This window comes from Micromonospora sp. C97 (assembly GCF_018070385.1).
Classification (GTDB): domain Bacteria; phylum Actinomycetota; class Actinomycetes; order Mycobacteriales; family Micromonosporaceae; genus Micromonospora; species Micromonospora parva.
Map to the genome: position 1 here is coordinate 591308 of NZ_JAGPXU010000001.1, position 18379 is coordinate 609686.

Annotated in this window: 15 protein-coding genes and 3 pseudogenes; 12 read left to right on the forward strand and 6 right to left on the reverse strand. The window is 68.0% G+C overall.

The annotated features are described in order from the left end of the window. Positions 1-113: 113 nt before the first annotated feature. Both KBX26_RS02495 and KBX26_RS02500 read right to left on the reverse strand, forming a co-directional pair. Positions 114-953 (reverse strand): aminoglycoside phosphotransferase family protein, encoded by an 840-nt coding sequence (locus KBX26_RS02495; RefSeq protein WP_210864596.1) that lies wholly within the window; start codon positions 951-953, stop codon positions 114-116. A gap of 5 nt (positions 954-958) precedes the next feature. After that, on the reverse strand, positions 959-1711 hold the full coding sequence (locus tag KBX26_RS02500) for a response regulator transcription factor (RefSeq protein WP_210864597.1): 753 nt from the start codon (positions 1709-1711) through the stop codon (positions 959-961). 437 nt (positions 1712-2148) lie between these two features. Here KBX26_RS02500 and KBX26_RS02505 point away from each other — a divergent pair, with 437 nt between their 5' ends. After that, positions 2149-3396, forward strand: a complete 1248-nt coding sequence (locus KBX26_RS02505; protein ID WP_081883789.1) for an MFS transporter — start codon at positions 2149-2151, stop codon at positions 3394-3396. 9 nt (positions 3397-3405) lie between these two features. Here KBX26_RS02505 and KBX26_RS33115 read toward each other — a convergent pair. Next, positions 3406-3486: pseudogene (locus KBX26_RS33115) on the reverse strand (nuclear transport factor 2 family protein); the annotation flags it as partial. An 851-nt stretch (positions 3487-4337) separates the two neighbouring features. Between KBX26_RS33115 and KBX26_RS02515 the strand changes: the two are divergent. Next, positions 4338-4538: a hypothetical protein gene (locus tag KBX26_RS02515; protein WP_210864598.1), complete on the forward strand. Its 201-nt coding sequence runs from the start codon at positions 4338-4340 to the stop codon at positions 4536-4538. A 64-nt stretch (positions 4539-4602) separates the two neighbouring features. Then, a complete protein-coding gene (locus KBX26_RS02520; RefSeq protein ID WP_030330996.1) occupies positions 4603-5706 on the forward strand; it encodes a winged helix DNA-binding domain-containing protein in 1104 nt (367 codons plus the stop codon). Between the two features lie 595 nt (positions 5707-6301). Here the strand turns inward: KBX26_RS02520 and KBX26_RS02525 are convergent. Then, positions 6302-7225, reverse strand: coding sequence for an EamA family transporter (locus KBX26_RS02525; protein ID WP_030330998.1), 924 nt, complete (start codon positions 7223-7225; stop codon positions 6302-6304). Between the two features lie 72 nt (positions 7226-7297). Here KBX26_RS02525 and KBX26_RS02530 point away from each other — a divergent pair, with 72 nt between their 5' ends. After that, positions 7298-8227: a LysR family transcriptional regulator gene (locus KBX26_RS02530; protein WP_030331001.1), complete on the forward strand. Its 930-nt coding sequence runs from the start codon at positions 7298-7300 to the stop codon at positions 8225-8227. 233 nt (positions 8228-8460) lie between these two features. Here KBX26_RS02530 and KBX26_RS02535 read toward each other — a convergent pair whose 3' ends face one another. After that, positions 8461-8898 carry a transposase family protein gene (locus KBX26_RS02535; RefSeq protein WP_247675117.1) on the reverse strand — a complete coding sequence of 146 codons (438 nt, stop codon included), beginning with the start codon at positions 8896-8898 and terminating at the stop codon, positions 8461-8463. Between the two features lie 363 nt (positions 8899-9261). Here KBX26_RS02535 and KBX26_RS02540 point away from each other — a divergent pair, with 363 nt between their 5' ends. The 8 genes and pseudogenes from KBX26_RS02540 to KBX26_RS02575 form a co-directional block, all read left to right on the forward strand. Next, a complete protein-coding gene (locus tag KBX26_RS02540) occupies positions 9262-10926 on the forward strand; it encodes a hypothetical protein (RefSeq protein ID WP_247675116.1) in 1665 nt (554 codons plus the stop codon). A 55-nt stretch (positions 10927-10981) separates the two neighbouring features. Continuing rightward, positions 10982-11169 (forward strand): annotated as a pseudogene (locus KBX26_RS32075) (IS701 family transposase); the annotation flags it as partial. A 1003-nt stretch (positions 11170-12172) separates the two neighbouring features. Next, the gene (locus tag KBX26_RS02550) at positions 12173-13033 is read left to right on the forward strand and encodes a MerR family transcriptional regulator (RefSeq protein ID WP_209444534.1); all 861 of its coding nucleotides are present in this window, start codon (positions 12173-12175) and stop codon (positions 13031-13033) included. 57 nt (positions 13034-13090) lie between these two features. Next, positions 13091-13951 carry a TrmH family RNA methyltransferase gene (locus KBX26_RS02555; RefSeq protein WP_210857942.1) on the forward strand — a complete coding sequence of 287 codons (861 nt, stop codon included), beginning with the start codon at positions 13091-13093 and terminating at the stop codon, positions 13949-13951. Positions 13952-14228: 277 nt separating this feature from the next. After that, positions 14229-14531 carry a hypothetical protein gene (locus KBX26_RS02560; RefSeq protein ID WP_209444535.1) on the forward strand — a complete coding sequence of 101 codons (303 nt, stop codon included), beginning with the start codon at positions 14229-14231 and terminating at the stop codon, positions 14529-14531. Further along, entirely contained in the window at positions 14525-15226 is a 702-nt protein-coding gene (locus tag KBX26_RS02565) for a GDSL-type esterase/lipase family protein (protein ID WP_030331011.1), read from the forward strand. The genes KBX26_RS02560 and KBX26_RS02565 overlap by 7 nt, the downstream gene beginning before the upstream one ends. A gap of 41 nt (positions 15227-15267) precedes the next feature. Next, positions 15268-16425: an MFS transporter gene (locus tag KBX26_RS02570; RefSeq protein ID WP_209444536.1), complete on the forward strand. Its 1158-nt coding sequence runs from the start codon at positions 15268-15270 to the stop codon at positions 16423-16425. Between the two features lie 407 nt (positions 16426-16832). Continuing rightward, positions 16833-17799: pseudogene (locus tag KBX26_RS02575) on the forward strand (type VI secretion protein); the annotation flags it as partial. 237 nt (positions 17800-18036) lie between these two features. Here KBX26_RS02575 and KBX26_RS02580 read toward each other — a convergent pair. Continuing rightward, on the reverse strand, positions 18037-18240 hold the full coding sequence (locus tag KBX26_RS02580) for a hypothetical protein (RefSeq protein ID WP_210864600.1): 204 nt from the start codon (positions 18238-18240) through the stop codon (positions 18037-18039). Positions 18241-18379 lie beyond the last annotated feature (139 nt).

An 18379-nucleotide genomic window follows, 5' to 3' on the forward strand; every position in this document is an offset into this window, starting at 1 on the left:
CCCCACCAGGAAAAGCTCCCGGTCGCGTCGGCGACACGTCGACTCGGTCCCCGGGCACGGCGCGGCCCCGGCCCGACGCGGGTTGCCGTCAGACCGGGGCGGTGGTCGGCCGGTCAGTACTCGCCGCGCCCGAAGGCCGCCAGCTCGGCGGAGTGCAAGGGATTGCTGACGTACGTGGCGCCGATCGGGGCCGTCACCCGGCACCAGGCGTCGAGCCGGCCCACGTCGATGCCGGCGGCGCTCGCCAGCTCGTCGCGGCGGCGCACCATCTCCGCGCGGTCCAGACCCTCCAGCACGTAGTCCACGGCGTCGAAGCAGGGGTCACCGGCGCACGCCATCGGGTCGATCGCCACCAGGCCCCTGCCTCCGCCATTGAGCACGTTGCCGAGGTGCAGGTCCCCGTGCAGCAGCACGGTGTCGGTGGGCACCGCGAAGAGGTCGTCACGCAGCCGCTTGGACCCGCTCAGGTCGGCGCCCCGGCGCGTCGCCGAGTTGAACAGCACGTCGATCCAGTCCGTCAGTTGACGGGGAGCGGCAGCCGGGTCGCCCGCGCCGTGCAGATCGGTGAGGAAGGCGGCGTACTCCCGCGGTGAGGGCGGCTGCGGCATCTTCTCCACGAGGGTGCCGGGGTGGATCGCTTCGAGCAGGACGGCGCCCTTGGCCGACTCCCGCACCGCCGGCACCCGTTTGCTGGAGGCGAACTGGCGCAGCATGTCTACCTCCTCCCGCACGGCGTAGCTGTCCGGGGACAGTTTGAGCACCGCGTCGCCGAGCGGGCCCACGCACCGGAACACCACCGAGGAGTTGCCGGACTTGAGCGGGTCACCGAGAGTTAACTCCCACTGCTCGACGAGGTCGTCGAGCCGCTGGCGCAGCGTGCCCACCCAGCGGTGCGCGGCCCGGCCGAACCGTGGCTCCAGTCGGTTGGCGATCGCGTCCAGGTCCAGGCTCATCCCGCTCACCCCCGCACCGACCGCGCGCCGGCGTACGCGGCCGCGCCCGGCGCCACGACACCACGCCTGCCGGTCAGCAGAACGCTGCCACCACGCACCACTGGTGAATGGGAGCCGGGCGGCCCGGGGCGCCCCAACCGCGCCCGGCGGGCGACCTCGATCGCCTCGTACCGGTCAGAAACGTTCAATTTGCTGAAGATGATGGAAATATGATTGCTGACCGTTTTCGGGGACAGATTCAGCTTCGCGGCGATCGCCACGTTGCGCATACCCGAGGCAATCAATTCCAGAACCTCCCGCTCGCGGGCTGTCAGCTCCGGGAAGAGCTGCTGATTGCGGGGCTCCAGGCTCAGTTGCCCGATGAGCTTGTCGGCCACCCGGGGGCCGAGGATGACCTCACCCGTCGCGAGGCCCCGGATCGTCCGGACGATGCCGTCGCCCGGGCAGCTCTTGAGCACGTAGCCCCGGGCGCCCGCCCACATGGCCGCGAGTATCGCGTGTTCGTCCTCGACCGCGGTGAAGACCAGCACCGCTGTCGAGGGCGACACCCGGTTGATCTCCTGGATCGTCACCCCCGCCTGGAACCCCGGCAGCTCGACGTCGAGAACGAGCACGTCGGGACGTGTGGCGGTGGCCAGCGCCAACGCCTCCCGCGTGGACGCCGCCTCACCTGTCACGGCGACCTCAGCCGACGGCGACAGCAGGGCGTGCAGGCCCCTGCGCACCACCGGCTGAGCGTCGGCCAGGACCACCGTCACCGCGTCGGGTTGTGTCTCCGCCGCGACTTCCTCCGGACACCGCCTCATGTTCCGAGTCAGTTCCGAGACCGAGCCAACGCTGACCATCTATCCACCTCACCCCGTCCGAACGGCCCGCGGTGTCTTAGTCGCGCGGGGAAACGCCGCGGTAGCGCCGACCCCGCGTCGTGATGAACATCTACTCACGGCCAACAGAACAACACAAGAAGTGATCCCGGGAACGGGCTCGGTCAGCCTTTTGACGCATCGAAAAACCGAACCAGACTTTCCGTCTTGGCCCTGACGAAGCCGTCCACAGCGGACCTTTCACAGACGGTCGACGTGCCGCCGGCCCCGGGAGTCCACGGGAGAATTTCCCGGCCGATCCGGGACGTCGTCCCGTACGCACTACACCTGTCGCCCTGTCCGCCGGACACCGCCGTCGCCAGGATTGACCCATGCCCTTGTCACGAGTGACGGACGTTGTCGCCGGCCTGGTACCGACCGACCCGCTCCGCAGGAAGCTGATCGCGATTCGACTGGCCGAATCCATCGGCAAGGGAGTCTTCCTCAGCGGCAGCATCGTCTACTTCACGCTGCGTGTCGGACTCGACGCCCGGCAGGTGGGCCTGGGCCTGTCGGCCGCAGGCCTGTCCGCCTTCCTCTCCTCGGTCCTGTTCGGTGTGATCGCCGACCGGGTGGGCGCCCGCCGCCTGCTCGTCATCCTGTTCGCCGCGCTGGCGGTCGGATTCGGGCTCTACAGCCTCGTCGACAGCGCGACCGCCTTCTTCGCGCTGGTGGTCACCGTCGGCTTCCTCGAGTACGGCACCGGCCCGACCAACGGGGCCCTCATCGGCAACCTCGTGCCCGCCGAAGAGCGGGTGAAGCTCAAGGCCATGATGCGCTCGGTGTTCAACATTGGATTCAGCATCGGTATCGGCGTGGCGGCCGTCGCCGCCCTCAGCCAACGGCTGCTCGTGCTGATCCCCCTCACCACTGCCGCGTTGATGGCCGGCGCCGCGCTCCTCGTCACCCGCCTGCCCGACGTGCCGCCGCGTCCCGCACCGGTCGGCTTCAGGCGTTTCGCCGCAGTCCGCGACCCACGCTTCCTCGCGGTGATCGGCGTCTCGACGATCCTCGCCTCGCACGTCAGCATCATCCTGGTGACGATGCCGCTCTGGGCGCTCAACCGCACCGACCTGCCGCACTTCCTGATTCCTCTGCTGCTGATCGTCAACACCGCGTTCGTCATCCTGTTCCAGGTACGGGCCAGCCGCGGCGCGGACACCGTGCACGGCGCCGGTCGGCTCGCCCGGCGCTCCGGCTACTGGCTGGCCGGCGGCTGCGCGGTCCTGGCGGTGACCGCGCTCGACGACAACGTGATCCTGGCGTCCGTGGCGATCGTCGCCGCCGTGCTGATCCTCTCCGTGGCCGAGGTGATGCAGGCCGCCTCCGGTTGGGGGCTCGCGTTCGGCCTCGCCCCCGAGCACGCTCAGGGCGAGTACCTGGGGGCGTTCGACCTGCACGTGATCACGCAGAACATCATCGGCCCGGCGGCGCTCTCCGGCCTGGTCATCGCCTTCGGCTTCTGGGGATGGCTGGGCATCGCCGTCGCCGCGCTCGTCGCATCGTCGCTGATCATTCCGGCCGCCAACCACAGCGCTGTCACGCTGGTCCGCGAGACGGCCCCGGCCTCCACGACCTGAGAGGGTGGTTCGGGAGGTGCCGTTCGGTGTGAAGAGCCCGGCGAGGTCCTGCCAACGGTGATGGTCGGCGTAGCGGACGTACCGGGCCATGACGCCCGACACCTGCGGCTCGTGCCCGAGCAGGAGGGCACCCTCACCGCGCACCAGCACGTCCGCAACCCGTTTGCCGGTCGACGAGCGGGCCCCCAGAAGCCGGCCCGGTCGGAGACAGTCGCGAGCCGGTCCTTGAGAGCCTTGTGCTTGTCCGACTCGACGCCGTCGGGTGGTCCCTCGCGGCGGAGCGGTTGAGGTGTACGGCCTGGCGAAGCCCCGGTCCCGTCCGGACTCCCCTGCATCCCCCCGTTCACCTTCGTCGCCGGTATCGGGCCGGCCCTGATCTTCGTTCGCGCCCGGTCACGAACGACCGCGCGCGGGCCGCCGTGTGATGCAGTCCGGGACAAGGCCACCTCGACTTTCGTCCGAGCGCTGGCCCATGGCGGGAGGAGTTGCCGGAGTAGCCCTCTACACGGATCGGATCCAGGTAACGGACCGGGACGCGATCGTGGACCGTGATTGTGCTGGTGCCGGCGCAGGAAACGCGGGTGCCCAGGAGCAGGATGTCGAAAAGCTCGCTGGTGGCATTGACGCGGAACTTGCCGTCGCCGGTGCCGACGAGGCCGGAATGGCAGTGGACGCAGCGGTACGCGAGCAGGGCAGGGGGCGTGCGCCGATGGGTCCAGGACGAGACGATATGAGGATGCGTAGACATGATCCCTCTGAAGACCTGACGGAAGGCATGGGAGAGGAGCCGACGGCGACGTCGGCGACCGATGCACGGGGAAGGTGTCAGGGCTAAAGAGCAGGCGGCGTCACGCGGGGTGAAGTCCCTCCGTGAGTGGGTCGGAGAAGAAGGATCCACGTGCAAAGTAGGGCGGGACGGGCCGGCGAGCCACCCTTTTTTCATGATGACCAGCACTGCGGGTCGGGGGCGGCGAAAACGCGAACTTCGCCTGGGACTTCCAGTCGCCGCCCGGTTCGCCGAAAGGGACCACAAGAACATCGTGTCCTGGCACGTGGACGACAAGGGCAGCCACTTCGCCACGCACGGCGCCCCCGACCTGCTGGTGAGCGACATCCGTGGCTACTTCCGCCAACTCCACTGACCCACACCCAGCAGGTACGCCCGCCGCGCGTACCCCTGATCTCAACCCTCCGGGAAGGCCACCCGTGCAAACCCTGACCCGCCGCGCCCTCAACCGCGCCACCCTCGACCGGCAGTTGCTCCTGCGCCGCGCCGACCTCACTCCGCTGCAGGCCATCGAGCACCTCGTCGGCCTGCAGGCCCAGACCCCGCACACCTGGTACGTGGGGCTGTGGAACCGGCTCACCGAGTGCCGACCCGAGGACATCGGGGCGCTGCTCACGCAAGGACGGGTAGTGCGGATCGCTCTCATGCGCTCGACGGTCCATCTCGTCAGCGCGTCCGACGCGCTGGCGCTACGCCCGCTCGTACAGCCGGCGTTGGACCGCGACCTGTTCGCCAACCACACACACGGCCGGTCCATGCGCGGACTGGATACCGCAGAACTCGTCGCTGCAGGCCGGGAACTCCTCGACGAGCAGCCGCGCACCCCGGGCGAACTGGGCCGGTTGCTGGCTCAGCGGTGGCCAGATCGGAACCCCGCCAGCCTCGCCTACGCGGTTCGCAACCTGCTGCCGGTCGTGCAAACCCCGCCGCGCGGCGTCTGGGGCGCCAGTGGCCGAACCGTCCACGCGCCGCTCGAATCGTGGGTCGGCGCGCCGCTGCGCACCGACCAGCCGATCGACCAGATGCTCCTGCGATACCTGGCCGCGTTCGGCCCGGCAACCGTACGCGACGCGCAGACCTGGTGCGGTCTCACCCGGCTGGCGGAGGTGCTCGACCGGCTCCGGCCCCGCCTGGCCACGTTCCGCGACGAGAACGGCGTCGAACTGTTCGACCTACCCGACGCACCCCGACCCGACCCCCAGGTCAGCGCGCCTGCCCGGTACCTGTACGACTTCGACAACCTGCTGCTGTCTCACCACGACCGGTCCAGGGTGGTCACCGACGGCCTCCGCCAGCAGAACTTCGTCCCGCACGGTCCCGTCCCCCGCCTGGTACTCCTCGACGGCTTCACCGCAGCAACCTGGACGTTCACCACGGCACGAGGCGCGGCGTCCCTGACCGTGCACCCATTCGAACCACTGTCCGCAGCCGACCGCGAGGCATTGACCACCGAGGGCAGCGAGCTGCTGGACCTACTCGCCCCCAAAGCGTCACACGAAGTCCGTTTCGCCGCACCGACCTGAGGACCGCACTGCCGACAATGGAGGACACGCTGCCGCGAAATGCGGCAACCCGGGCGGGCAAAGCCGTGCACGGGTCATGGGTCGTTCCTGAGACCGGGGCGCCGAGGCTGACGCCTTCGCGCGCGCAGGACGCTGCACCCACTCTGACCTGTGGAAACCTGGATCTTCGGCAAGGGTGGGTGCGGTTGATGCCGTGGCCGATTTTCAAGGCCGTTCAGGGCACCCGGCTGCTCCCAACCTGCTCCCCCGAATCGCGGGGACCACCGACCGCCGAAGGGTCGTGAGCTGCCGAACGTCTAGGGCTGGACGTCGGTGGAAAGGTTGATCCGGATCCCCGTGTTGCGGACAGTGCCTGGCGGAACGTCAACGCGGTGACACGGTTCAGCTTTCCCACACAGTGCGAGCTCATCACCGCGATGGAAGCTGGCTGGCCACGCGGAGGAGTCAGACGCGACGCGCTCGACGCCGAGCTTGCTGATCGCTACGGCGCCACGCGTACTCCCAGTTTCTGGGTGGCAAGAATGCTCGCTGCGGTCGAGCCGTACCGTCATCCGTCTTGATTGCGCCCAGCGCGCTGAGGTGTCGTGGCCGCGGACTAGGCAGTCGCGGCCGGGGCATACTCGGGCTCGCGACCGTCGCTCGCATCCGTGGCGTTGTTGCGGTCCGCTGTGGAACGCCGTACCACCAGCGCCAGCCCGGCGAGGACGATCGCGGCTGCGACCAGCTCCGTCGGGCCGACGGGCTCGTCGAGCAGCAGCCACGCCGCGCTGAGCCCGAAGACCGGCACCAGGAGGCTGAACGGCGCCACTCTCGCGATCGAGTACTGGGCGATCAGCCGGTTCCAGATACCGAAGCCGACGAGGGTCGACACGTACGCGACGTACGCCACGGCTAGCAAGCCGCGCCACGACAGACCGGTGATCGCACCCAGCACCGCCTGTCCGCCGTCGACAACGCCGGCCAGGCCGAGCAGCGGCAACGGCGGCACCAGGCTCGACCAGACCAGCAGCGAGAGCGGTCGCGTCTCGTCGCTGGCCCGCATGACCAGGTTTGCCAGGGCCCAACTGGCCGCCGCGAACAGCGTCAGCACGAAGCCGATCACGGAGGCGTGGCCGCCGCTGTGGACCGCCAGCAAGCCGATCCCGACCGATCCGACCAGCACGCCGGCCACCTGCGCCCGCGCCGGCCGCTCGCCCAGCACCGCCGCCGCCAGCAGCACCGACATCAGGGCCTGCGCCTGCAGCACCAGCGAGGCCAGACCGGCCGACATGCCAGCCGCGAGCGCCGTGAACAGCGCGCCGAACTTCAGGACGCCGAGCACCAGCCCGTAGGCGACCACGTAGCGGAGCCGGGCGCTGGGGCGCGGCACCAGGAAGACCAGCGGCACCGCCGCCGCGACGAAGCGCAGCGCGGTCAGCACGAGCGGCGGCAGGTCGCGCAGGCCCAGCTCGATGGCGACGAAGTTGACGCCCCAGATCGCGGCGACGAGCAGGGCGAGAAGTCGGTGTGATGCTTTCATGCCGGCTACGCTGCCCGAGGCAACGCTTAAGGACCAGTTCAACGTTCTTCATTGCTGCTGTAGCGTGGCTACATGGATCTTGATGTACGCCGGCTCCGCGTGCTGCACGAAGTCGCGCTGCGCGGCAGCGTCACCGCCGCCGCCGCGGCGCTGCACGTCACTCCGTCGGCGGTCTCTCAGCAGCTCGTCCAGCTTTCCCGAGAGGCCGGGCACGAGCTTGTCGAGCGGGCCGGGCGCGGGATCGTCCTCACCCCGGCCGGCCAGGTTCTGGCCAGCCACGCGAAGGACGTGCTGGGCGCGGTGGAGCAGGCGGTGGCCGGACTCGCCGCGCTCCGCCACGGCGTCAACGGTACGGTGCGGGTCGGCGCGTTCGCGTCCGCAGCCGGCGCGCTGGTGGCTCCCTCCGCCGCCCGCCTACGGGCGAAGCACCCGGAGCTGGATGTGCGGGTGATCGAGGCCGAAGACCAACAGAGCCGCCTCGACCTGCGCTCCGGCACCCTCGATGTGGCGGTGCTGCAGGAATACGACCACGTGCCCGCGCCGCTGGTCGACGACCTGGACCGGCATCCGGTCACCACAGACCCGATGCACCTGATCACCCCGGTCCGGTGGCGTCGTCACACCGGCCGGCTGACCGAGCTGAGCGACGTGCCATGGATCGCCAGCGCCGAGCACACGCCGTGCCTGCGGTCCACATTGCACGCTTGCCGGCTCGCCGGCTTCGAGCCGGACATCCGGCACCGTGCCGTCGACTTCGCGCTCACGCTGGACCTCGTCGCGGCCGGGCTGGGCGCCGCGCTGGTGCCGGAGCTGGCGCTGCGCCACGTGCCACTCGGGGTGCACGTGGAGCCACTGGTCGAGCCGGTCACCGAGCGACGGATCTTCGCAGTCACTCGCGCCCTCGGCGGCACGCCGCAACGGCCCGCGGTGGACGCCCTCCTGGCGGAGCTATGCGGCTCGGCCGGCGTCCCCCGTGGACAGCGCCGGCCGATCATCGCCTGATGTACGGCTGATCTTGGTTCCCAGAACGGCGAAAGGGTCGACCCGATTTGGCGCTCATCACTCCCTGTCACCCTTCGTCAAGGATTGGGCGGGGTTTTCGGTGTAAACGGGGGTGCCACACAGAATCCCGCCAGGTCTGTTCGCCCCCGCTGGCCCTGCCGCCGTGTGGCGCCTGCCTCACGGCATGGGTGCTGACCGAGTCTGTGGCAGCCCTTCCTCGGTCAGCGCAACCGTCAGCCGACTTCACCGACCCGACCACCGCCTGCCTGGTTTAGTGCGGTCAGCAGGTGCACCTGGGTCCCGGTCGGCCCACTGCCGCGCAGTGACTTGCCGTCGACCGCGATCACTCGCCTGCCGGCCCCGGTCAGAACCGCCCGGCTGAGCAGCCAGCGGCACACCGCAGTATCGAGGGCGCCGGCGTCGATACCGGTCAGTACCCGGGACAGGGTGCTGTCGTCAGGCACCCGCCGGGCAACGGTGAACGCGTCGCGGGTTGCACCGAGACGATCCCACGCCGCGTCCGGCAGGTCGGCGGCCCATTCGACGATCTCCGCGACGCGGCTCGATCTCGAAACCACCGCCGCGATCGCGATCGTGAGCAGTCCCGGCAGCGGATGGATCCGGCCGCCGGCGTCCCGCGGGTCCGGAACCCGGGCGAGGGCCTGCAGCAACCCTGGCCTGTCCTGTTTCGGAAGCGGCGAGATGCGCCGCTACACCGATCGCGACTCCTGCGTGACAAGACGCCTTGATAAACAGCGTAAGTCCCGGCTACCAGAACGGCATTGATCGAGGTCTTGACTCTATGCGCCGCCCTGCTCATGATTTACTGCGGCGGTTCAACAGTGAGGGTCAATGTGATGACGCAGGTAGAGCCACCGGCAGGAGGCCCCACATCAGCCGCCACTCTCAGCGAGCTTGGAAAAAATGGCCGACTCGCGCGTGCCGGTTCAGGCACGAGGAATTGGCTGACACGTGGGGCCCATCGGCGGGAACTGAGCATCGCGGGCCTCGGTTCAGTGCTCCTCGCTGTCGCGATGATCTGGCTGATTCCGCCGTACGCGGTTCGCGCGATGACTGCCGGCGCCAGGACTGCGCCGATCGCCGACCCGGCCCACACCATCGTCGGTGACGCGGGTGACCCGACGGCCCAAGCATGGCTGGTGGGATGGGGTGGCCACGCTCTCACCCACGGCCTGCGTGGCCTGTGGGATACCAACGCTTTCTATCCCGACAAGTACGGTCTGGCCCTGAACGACAGCCTGCTCGGCTATGCCCCGGCAGGGCTGATAGGCAGCGGTGTAGTCGGCGCCGTGCTGCGCTACAACATCCTGTTCGTGCTGGCTTTCGCGCTCGCCTTCCTCGGCGGCTACGCGCTCCTGCGCCAACTTGGCGCGAATCAGGTCGCCGCCGCGGTAGCCGGGGCCGCCCTCGCCTACGCGCCTTGGCGCTACGGCCACGCCGGCCATCTGAATATTCTCTCCACCGGTGGCATCACTCTGGCCCTGGCGATGCTGGCGCGCGGCCACGGACTCTCGTTCACCCGCGGCTACCTTCCCGAACGAGTCCGACCGGGATGGGCGTTCGCTGGCTGGCTGGTCGCGGCCTGGCAGGTCAGCCTAGGCTTCGGCGTGGGGCTGGGATTCGTATACGTCCTCGCCGCCCTCTCCCTGATCACACTGACAGCCTGGCTGATCCACCGCCCACGCCTTGGCCTCCGGCTGATCGTCAGTGATCTGATCGGGGGGCTGGTCTTCACCGCGGTGACCGGATACTTCGCTTACGCGTACCAACAAGTCCGCGAGCTCAACCCCACTGTCACCCGGGACTGGGACTACGTCGCGTACTTCTCTCCGACACTGCGCGGACTTCTCGTGGCGCCGCAGTCCTCCCTGCCCTGGGGCACCCTGCACAACGACGCCCGCATCGCTCTTGGTGGGGCACCGACTGAGAAGGTGCTGCTGTGCGGGTACGCACTGTATCTACTGGCCTTCGCCGGCCTCTTCCTGTCCCGCTGGTCACCGACGCAACGGCTTCTGCTGCTGCTTGGGACGGTCGTCGGAGTGCTGCTCGCGCTGGGCACGAACGGGCCGATCTACCGCCTGCTCTATCTTTACGTGCCCGGGTTCGATGGATCCCGTACACCAGGACGGTTGATCTTGTGGCCCACTCTCTGCCTGGCCATACTCGCGGCCGGCCTGGTTACCCACCTGGCCGACGTGGCTCGCAGGGGCGCCAAGCCGAAATGGTCGGTGGGAGAGGCACGGCTACTGACCGTTCCGTTGCTGGTCCTCGTGCTCGCTGAGGGCCTGCCTGACCTGGACCACCCCCAAACCCCAGCCAAACCGGCCGCGATGGCGCTAGCCTCCGCGCACGCCCCGATCATGGTATTGCCATCCAACGACGGCATCGACCTCCACGTCCTACTGTGGTCGACCGACGGTTTTCCCGCCATGGTCAACGGTGCGGCCAGCTACACCACACCCAACCGTCAGGCGATCCGCGACGTCATGACGACCTTCCCCAGCCAGCCGGCCTTGGATCAGTTGCACCAGCTCGGCATCCGCAGCGTCGTCCTGCTGCGCGACCGGGTCCAGGGCACCCCATACGAACCACTGCTCAACATCCCCGACGTACCCGGCATCACCCGCCATGACGTCGGGCCAGACGTGGTTTACACCATCGACACCAACACGAAGTGATGTTGGGCGTGCCCTCGCCGTGGGCTTCGGCCTGGCCGGCATCCAGGACGAAGACCTGATCCGTATCACCGGGACCCGGCGGGCGATCGAGGAGTGCTTCCAGGCCGCCCAGACCGAGGTCGGCCTGGACCACTACCAGGTGCGTCGATACGACGCTGGTACCGCCACATGACGCTCGCTCTGTGCGCCCACGCCTACCTCGCCGTCACCGCCGCCCACGCCAAAAACGGGGCGCCGAATCCAATCACGGCCTCATACCCCTCCCCCTCGGCGAGGTCCGACGTATCCTGGCACACCTGATCACCACCAACCGACCCATCGACCACACAGATCGATGGCCATGAGGGCGACGCCGTCACCAATACCGCGCCAAACCCGCCCACTACCAGCGAAGATTCCAACTCCACCAGGTACGGCTGGAGTATTACGGCAAGGACCAGGGGCCAACTGGCGGTCCTGCCGCAAATCGAAGGCTCATCCGGCCGCCCGATGCAGCGACATCTGCAGCGCTTGACGCGCAATCAAGAGCAGACCTGCCGGTGCGTGCCAAGGACTCGTGGAGTGTCGAGTCGTATCGCAGTGCCGCAGCCCGCTGCACGACTACTCGATCGAACGCCGTCATGCCCCATGGGTGACGTCCGCCGACGTCCAGGCGCTGAACCAGGTCGCGGCGGCGGTGGTATCCCAACAACCCGGACTACCGGATGTGGCGAACGGATCTGCCACGACGGAACCACCCACCGCACTGCTGGAGATCACCTCAATCGGGCCACGAAACGACTGGTTCTTCCCACCCCGGGAATCGGTGGAACGGCTTCTGCTCGCCTTAGCCCTGCACGGGCACGAAGTCGGCGCAAGCGTCGCCACCGAGGCAGGGGTGCCCGCCTGGAACGGCTCGGGACGGTGGAGCGGCCCGATCCAGGCCCCGGCCGGATCGCATCACCCGGTGACTTTGACGGTCGAGTCACTCACCGTCGCTGTCACCACGGCCCGTCGCCTCGCCGCTCGCTGCCACGAGAGCAGGCATGACGGGGTGAACGGCAACTACAGGACCCGTTCGAGCACGAGACCCGCCGCACCGACCCGCGCTGCGACGGGGCAAGACGCAGCATGTGACAGGCCCAGCTATGCACACGTAGCGCGCGTCTGTTCATAGGAACAGGCTGGTGCTGTGAAGCGACGTTGGGGATGGGAAAATAGGAGGGCGCAGTAGCCTCAGGTAGCGCGGATCGGGAGGGAACTGAGAGTGGATGTGAACGTGCCGGAGTCGATGACGCCTTGGCTCCGGGGTCAGACCGATGAGGCAGCGCTTGAGCAGGTGTCGCAGGAACTGACGGTCGGTGATGTGGCGTCACTTGTCGGCGTTACCGTGCGGACCTTGCATCATTGGGATGCAGTGGGTCTGGTTCAGCCCCGAGGCCGCACGCCGGGAGGGTATCGGGCATATTCAGCCGTAGACGTAGGGCGCATCCATCGAGTGCTCGTCTACCAGGAACTCGGGTTCGCCCTGACGAAGATTGCCGCGCTTCTAGACGATCCCGCTGTGGACGAGACGGAACAGCTTCAGCAGCAACGGCGACTGCTCGAAGAGCGGATCACGAGGCTTCGGCAGATGGCTGACGCCGTCGATCAGGTCTTGGCATCGAGCACGGCGGGAGCCACGCTCACCGCGCAGCAGCAGGCGGAGATCTTCGGTCAGGGCTGGCGTGAGGATTGGGCGGAAGAAGCACGCGAACGCTGGGGAGACTCCGACGAGTGGGCGCAGTTCGAGCGGAACGCGGCGGTGTTCTCGGAGGACGACCGGAGACGGATGCAGGCCAATGGTGATGCCCTGTATTCGGAACTCGCGGCAGCGAAACGCTCTGGTGTCGCACCCGGCAGCGATGAGGCCAACGACCTAGCGGAGCAGCATCGAGAGATGATCGGTCAACTCTTCGCCTGCACCCATTCGATGCAGGTGTGCCTTGGACAGCGCTACGTCCAGGACGCACGATTCAGCGCCTACTTCGACGCGCGAGAACCAGAGCTTTCCTCGTGGCTTTCCGAAGTCATCGATGCGAACGCGCTGCGCCACGGCGTCGATCCTGCCAACGCTCGGTGGGAGTAGGCGCGCGCCCTCCCGCATCTTGACCCCGACGTCGCGTGAGGGCCCACGCTTCTGCGCATGGAGGCAGCGACGATTGCGAGCGAGACGCGTGAACCGGCGACGGTGCAAACGATCGACAGCACACGCCACCCGGTCGTTCGGCGCATCGCCGACGTGCTGCGCAACCGCTCCGAGAGACCGAGCATCTTCGTCCTCGACGATCTGGAGAACATCGAGCAGGCCATCGCCTGCGGGGTCGAGGTGGACACCCTGTACCTCTCGGCCTCCGCCGACCCTTCTACGTTCGTCGGCATCGACGCAGACGTGCCGCGCTACGTCCTTGACGACAGTGTGGCGCGAACGCTGTTCGGGGAGCAGAAGCGTTCGCGCGCCTTTGCGCTGGCGCGTGCACCGAGACGTCCCAGACTCCGCGACCTGATCGGAACGACGGGTGACATCATTATCCTCGACGGGGTGCGGATCGTCGGCAACATCGGAGCGATCACGCGGACGGCCTGCGCGCTCGCCGCGGCGGGCATCGTGCTGGTCGACAGCGGCCTGCGCACGATATGGGATCGCCGCCTGATCCGCGCCAGTCGCGGATTGGTGTTCGCGACCCCTGTCGTGCTCGCGACTCGCGCGGAATGCGCCGAGTTCATTCGGCAGGAGGGGCTCGTGCTCGCCGCGCTCTCGGCCGATGCTGTCGAACCGCTGAGCTCGATCCGCACGGCGCGAGAACGTCTCGCGCTCGCGATGGGCAGTGAGCGCGAGGGAGTGTCGCGTGAACTGGATGCGCTGACCACATACCGATACTCGATCCCTATGGCTTCGAACGTGGAGTCCTTGAACGTCTCGGTCACCGCAGGTATCGCCCTCTTCGAGCACAGAACCGGGGAGCACCAGGACTCCCGATTGCGCGAGGTCGGTGGTCGTCTGTGACGGGTCGATGGTCCTTGAGAGCAGTGATCGCGGCTCACCAGGATGTCAGCGACCTCCCGCTCAGGCCTCCGGGGTCAAGGCAGCACATTCCCGAACCCAGCCCGTCCCCGCCCGCATGAGCAAACTAGTCGAAGAGGCCCAGCTCCCGATGGTGGGCGCGAGCCCTCGCATCCCCAAGCCGCACGATGACGCGGTAGTCGGCTTTCGGGATGCTCCACAGGATGCTCTCCGCTGTCGTCGTCATGTTGCGCGCCGCCCTGTCGCTCAGCTCCGGCGCGTGAGCACGGCGATCCGCGAACTCGTGTCATGGGGATTGGTCCGCACGATCCCACAGCCGGGCAGTCGTCGCTTCCTCGTCGAGGCGGCCGACGGATTCGAGCAGCTCCTCGCCGCCAGCCATCAGCGCACTCGTACCTTCACCCGCACGCTGCGTGCTGTCGAGGAACTCACCGAGAACGCTCAAGCGGCGGACCGCCCTCGCGACATCACGGACCTGTTCACGTCCTACGTCGACGCCGGCGAACAAGTCCTCCGCCAACGTCCGCAACGGCACACGAACACACAGGGAAGCTCATGCTGATCTTCATCACCGCCGCCGTTCTTCTCCTCATCGTCGGGGGCGTCGCCTTCGCTGCCCGGCGGACGATGCATCCGCCCGTCCCGCGCCCGGCAACCGGCAAGATCACCGTCGCGGCGATCGGCGACAGCAACACCTATGGCGCAGGTGTGCTGCTCAAGGGCCGCAACAGATGGTCCTATCCGGCCCAGCTCGCCCAGATGCTCGGCGACCGGTACCAGGTGCTCAACTACGGACTGAATCGGCGCACACTTCAGCGCAACGGTGATTGGCCCTATGCCGCGAACCGATTCGCCGAGGCGTCTCTAGGAGCGCGCGCCGACATCGTCCTCATCATGCTGGGAACGAATGACGCACGAGGCGACAATTGGAACGCGAAGGCGTACGAGTCGGAACTCGCCGACTTCGCCGCCCGCTACAGCGCCGACGGCACGTCGACCGTCTACCTCCTGACGCCGCCGGTCGCGTTCTCCAATCGCCGCGCCGTTTCCGAACGCATCGTCGCGGAAGAGGTCGCGCCGATCGTGCGTCGCGTCGCCGAGCAGCACAGCCTCCCGCTCATCGACATCTTCGATGTCACCGAACGAGGCGTCACAACTCACCGCGACGGCATCCACCTTGACGCCGCCGCAAGCAGACTCGTCGCGGAAACGATCGCGGCTACCATCGGTCCCGAACAGGACCGCACGAGCGGATGACTCATCAAGCCTCCCGAGAAATGGTGCGTATGCCTGCTTGGTTGTTCACCCTGCTCGCCGCCGCGTTCGTGCTCTACACCGACGACTACGTGATCGCCGGAGTCCTGCCCGAACTCGCCGCCGATCTGGAAGTCAACGAAGGCCAGGCCGGGCAACTGATCACCGTGTTTTCCCTGAGCGTCGCCATCGCAGCACCGGTCACAGCCGTCGTCCTCGCGGACGTGCCTCGCCGAAGACTGTTCACGACCGCGTTACTGGTCTTCATCGCCGCGAACATCGGCGCAGCGACCACGGAGTCGTTCGCGGTCTTGACGACGCTGCGCGTGGCTGCTGCGCTCGCGGCCGCGGCGATGACCCCGGCGCTGTTCGCGTTCACCGCACGCCACGCACCACCGCAGAAGGTTGGCAGGTACATCGCCATCGTCTCGCTCGGCGTCACCGGATCGATCGCCGCCGGGGTGCCGTTCGGCACCTGGATCGGCGGCACCCTCGGATGGAGAGCCACCTTCGCGACGATGGCCCTCGCCGGTACTCTCGTCCTCATCCTCTTGCTCGATACCCTGCCCCGCTGCGAGGAAACCGACGGCGCGCCACGGCTGGCCGATCAGTTCCGCATCCTGCTGCGGGCTCAGATCTCACTCGGATTGCTGGCGAACTGCCTGCTCATGACCGGCTCGATGATGATGCTCACCTACCTCGCCCCATATCTGTCCGCGACCACGACAGCAGGCATTGAGCAACGCGCACTCGCATTCAGCCTCTCCGGAATCGCAGGCATCGCGGGCATCTGGCTCGGTGGAATCGCCACCGACCGCCTCGGCGCAGACCGAACCCTGTTGATCGGTATCGGTACGATCGTCGCCGCGATGGTCGTGCTCTGGGTGCTCTGGACAGCCAGGCCCGCTCCACTGCCGCTCGTGCTGGTCACGGCGACGCTGTGGGGCGGTATGGCGTTCTGGAACTCGCCAGCAATCCAAGCCCGCCTGCACCACCTCGCCGGTCCTGTCTCCGGGCAAGCCTTGGCGCTGAACACTTCCGGCACTTACCTCGGGGTATCCATCGGAGCCGCGACAGGAGGCACCATCCTCACCACCGCCGGAGTGAGCGCCCTCCCGCTCACGGCAGCAGGCTTCGCGATCGCTGCACTTCTTGTGCTCACCCTCGCCCGCAGCGCTACTCGAATCCCCGCGACTGGCTGATCGTGAGCAAGCCACCTCGTGCGCGAACGACAGCCGCCACCCGTCAAACGCGCAGACCGCTGGTTGACGACCTCGAAGCCACCGAGACGGCGGCGTTCACCAAGCCGATCCGGGCGCTCAGGCAGTGGAATCCAGGCGTCAAGAATCCCTATTGCCGCGAGAATCCGCACGGTTCCGACTCGTAGCCCATGAAGTCCCCCCTGCCGCAACACCACGACGGTTGCGTCGGCCTCACGTCCCTTCGTCTGGTAAAGGTTCATCAGCTGGACCTCGCGCGGGTTGAGCGACCTGCGGGAACTGAGTGCGCTTCACCTGCACTGGCTGTCCGCATACGACCCCGAGCAGAACGGCTCCGCGCCGCCGGGCTGGCATCGCGACTTCGCTGACGCCGGCAGCGGCTCCGTGACTGGGTCGCGGCCTCGGGGACCCGGCGCCCCGGCACAGACCCGACCGGCCGGCTGCGGGGCATCGCCGACACCCTCGCCTCGGCGTTCGCCATCCACACGGGCCGCAACCGGCTCACCCACCGCGCCCGAATGCCCGCCCCGGTGGCAGTCCTCGCCGCCCGCCGCCTCGGCCCCGGATTCCTGACCTCCGCCCCGGAACTCGCCGCCCTCGCCGCCCTGCCGCAGGACCTCGCCGTGCCCGGCCTCGACCGGGCGCGGGCCGCGTCCATGCCGGCACCGGTCGCCGTCCCCGGGCTCCGGCAAGACCACTCTGCTGGTCAACATGGCCCTCGACGACATCAAGGCAGGCCGCGGCACCGTCGTCATCGACCCGCACGGCGACCTCGTCCTGGACATCCTCGACCGGCTCCCCGCAGGCATCGCCGACCGCGTCGTGCTCTTCGACCCCGACCAGGACAACCCGCCGACGCTGAATCTCCTCGAAGGCGACGACCCCGACCTGGTCGTCGACAACCTCGTGTCGATCTTCGGGAACATCTTCGCCAAGGCGTGGGGGCCGCGGATGGACGACGTCATGCGAGTGGCCTGCCTGACTCTGCTGCGCCACAACAACGTCACCCTGCAGCACATCCCCCCGCTGCTCAACAGCCCCCAATTCCGCTCGGCGATGACGGTGGACCTCGACGACCCGGCCGGGCTCAGCGGCTTCTGGCAGTGGTACGACAGCCTCGACGACAGCCTCCGCTCGCAGGTCATCGAACCGGTCCTCGCCCGGCTGCGCGCGTTCCTACTGCGCGATTTCGTCAAACGCACCATGCGCTACCCGAAGTCGAGCTTCGACATGGGCCGCGTCCTCGACGGCGGAGTGCTGCTCATCCGCATCCCCAAGGGCGTGCTCGGCGAGGACACCAGCCGGCTGCTCGATGCTGCTGCGCGAGGTGATGACCCCGACGCCGCTGCGCGACGAGTGGAGCGAGGACACACGGTGGTGCTATCCGGGGATCCGCGCACAGGTCGTGGTGACGTGGCTGCGAAAGAACTGGCGGGTATGCAGTACCTGTTGGCCACGAGACCCTGGCCTCGGCCCTGGGTCCTCCACGGGTAAGGCCGGGAACGGTAGACCGAATCGGCCGGAGAGCAATGACCTCCGAGATGCGCGCGGAACACCGCCTCCGGCCGTTCGGGTCGGCGTGGCCTTCCGATGTCAGATCCGGGTCATGGTGGAGGCGTATCCGCCTCCACCGGGGTAGGTCCATGCGCCGGTAACCGTGGTGTCGTCGGCGCTGAACGTGCCCTCGTAGTAGGCGGGACCGCCCTTCGCGCCAGCCCAGATGGTCAGCTTGTCGCCGACGAGTTCGTAGACGTAGTCGAAAGTGTTGCCGGCCGCGTCGTAGAACCGCGACACCACGTCCGCACCGACCGCTCGCCGAACGGGTGTAGGTGTCCGATGACCTCCAAGCCGGTGACCGGCTGCCCGAACTGGCTGAGTTCCACGTGCTGGAGCAGGAAGAACCGGCCGGCCATCCACTCGTACCGCACGGTTCCCT

What these genes read in the sequence shown, in the direction of transcription:
- KBX26_RS02555 (WP_210857942.1), top strand. Translation starts at nt 13,091, where the DNA reads ATGGAGGCAGCGACGATTGCGAGCGAGACGCGTGAACCGGCGACGGTG.
- KBX26_RS02505 (WP_081883789.1), top strand. Translation starts at nt 2,149, where the DNA reads ATGCCCTTGTCACGAGTGACGGACGTTGTCGCCGGCCTGGTACCGACC.
- KBX26_RS02540 (WP_247675116.1), top strand. Translation starts at nt 9,262, where the DNA reads ATGATCTGGCTGATTCCGCCGTACGCGGTTCGCGCGATGACTGCCGGC.
- KBX26_RS02515 (WP_210864598.1), top strand. Translation starts at nt 4,338, where the DNA reads ATGATGACCAGCACTGCGGGTCGGGGGCGGCGAAAACGCGAACTTCGC.
- KBX26_RS02530 (WP_030331001.1), top strand. Translation starts at nt 7,298, where the DNA reads ATGGATCTTGATGTACGCCGGCTCCGCGTGCTGCACGAAGTCGCGCTG.
- KBX26_RS02495 (WP_210864596.1), bottom strand. Translation starts at nt 953, where the DNA reads ATGAGCCTGGACCTGGACGCGATCGCCAACCGACTGGAGCCACGGTTC.
- KBX26_RS02525 (WP_030330998.1), bottom strand. Translation starts at nt 7,225, where the DNA reads ATGAAAGCATCACACCGACTTCTCGCCCTGCTCGTCGCCGCGATCTGG.
- KBX26_RS02565 (WP_030331011.1), top strand. Translation starts at nt 14,525, where the DNA reads ATGCTGATCTTCATCACCGCCGCCGTTCTTCTCCTCATCGTCGGGGGC.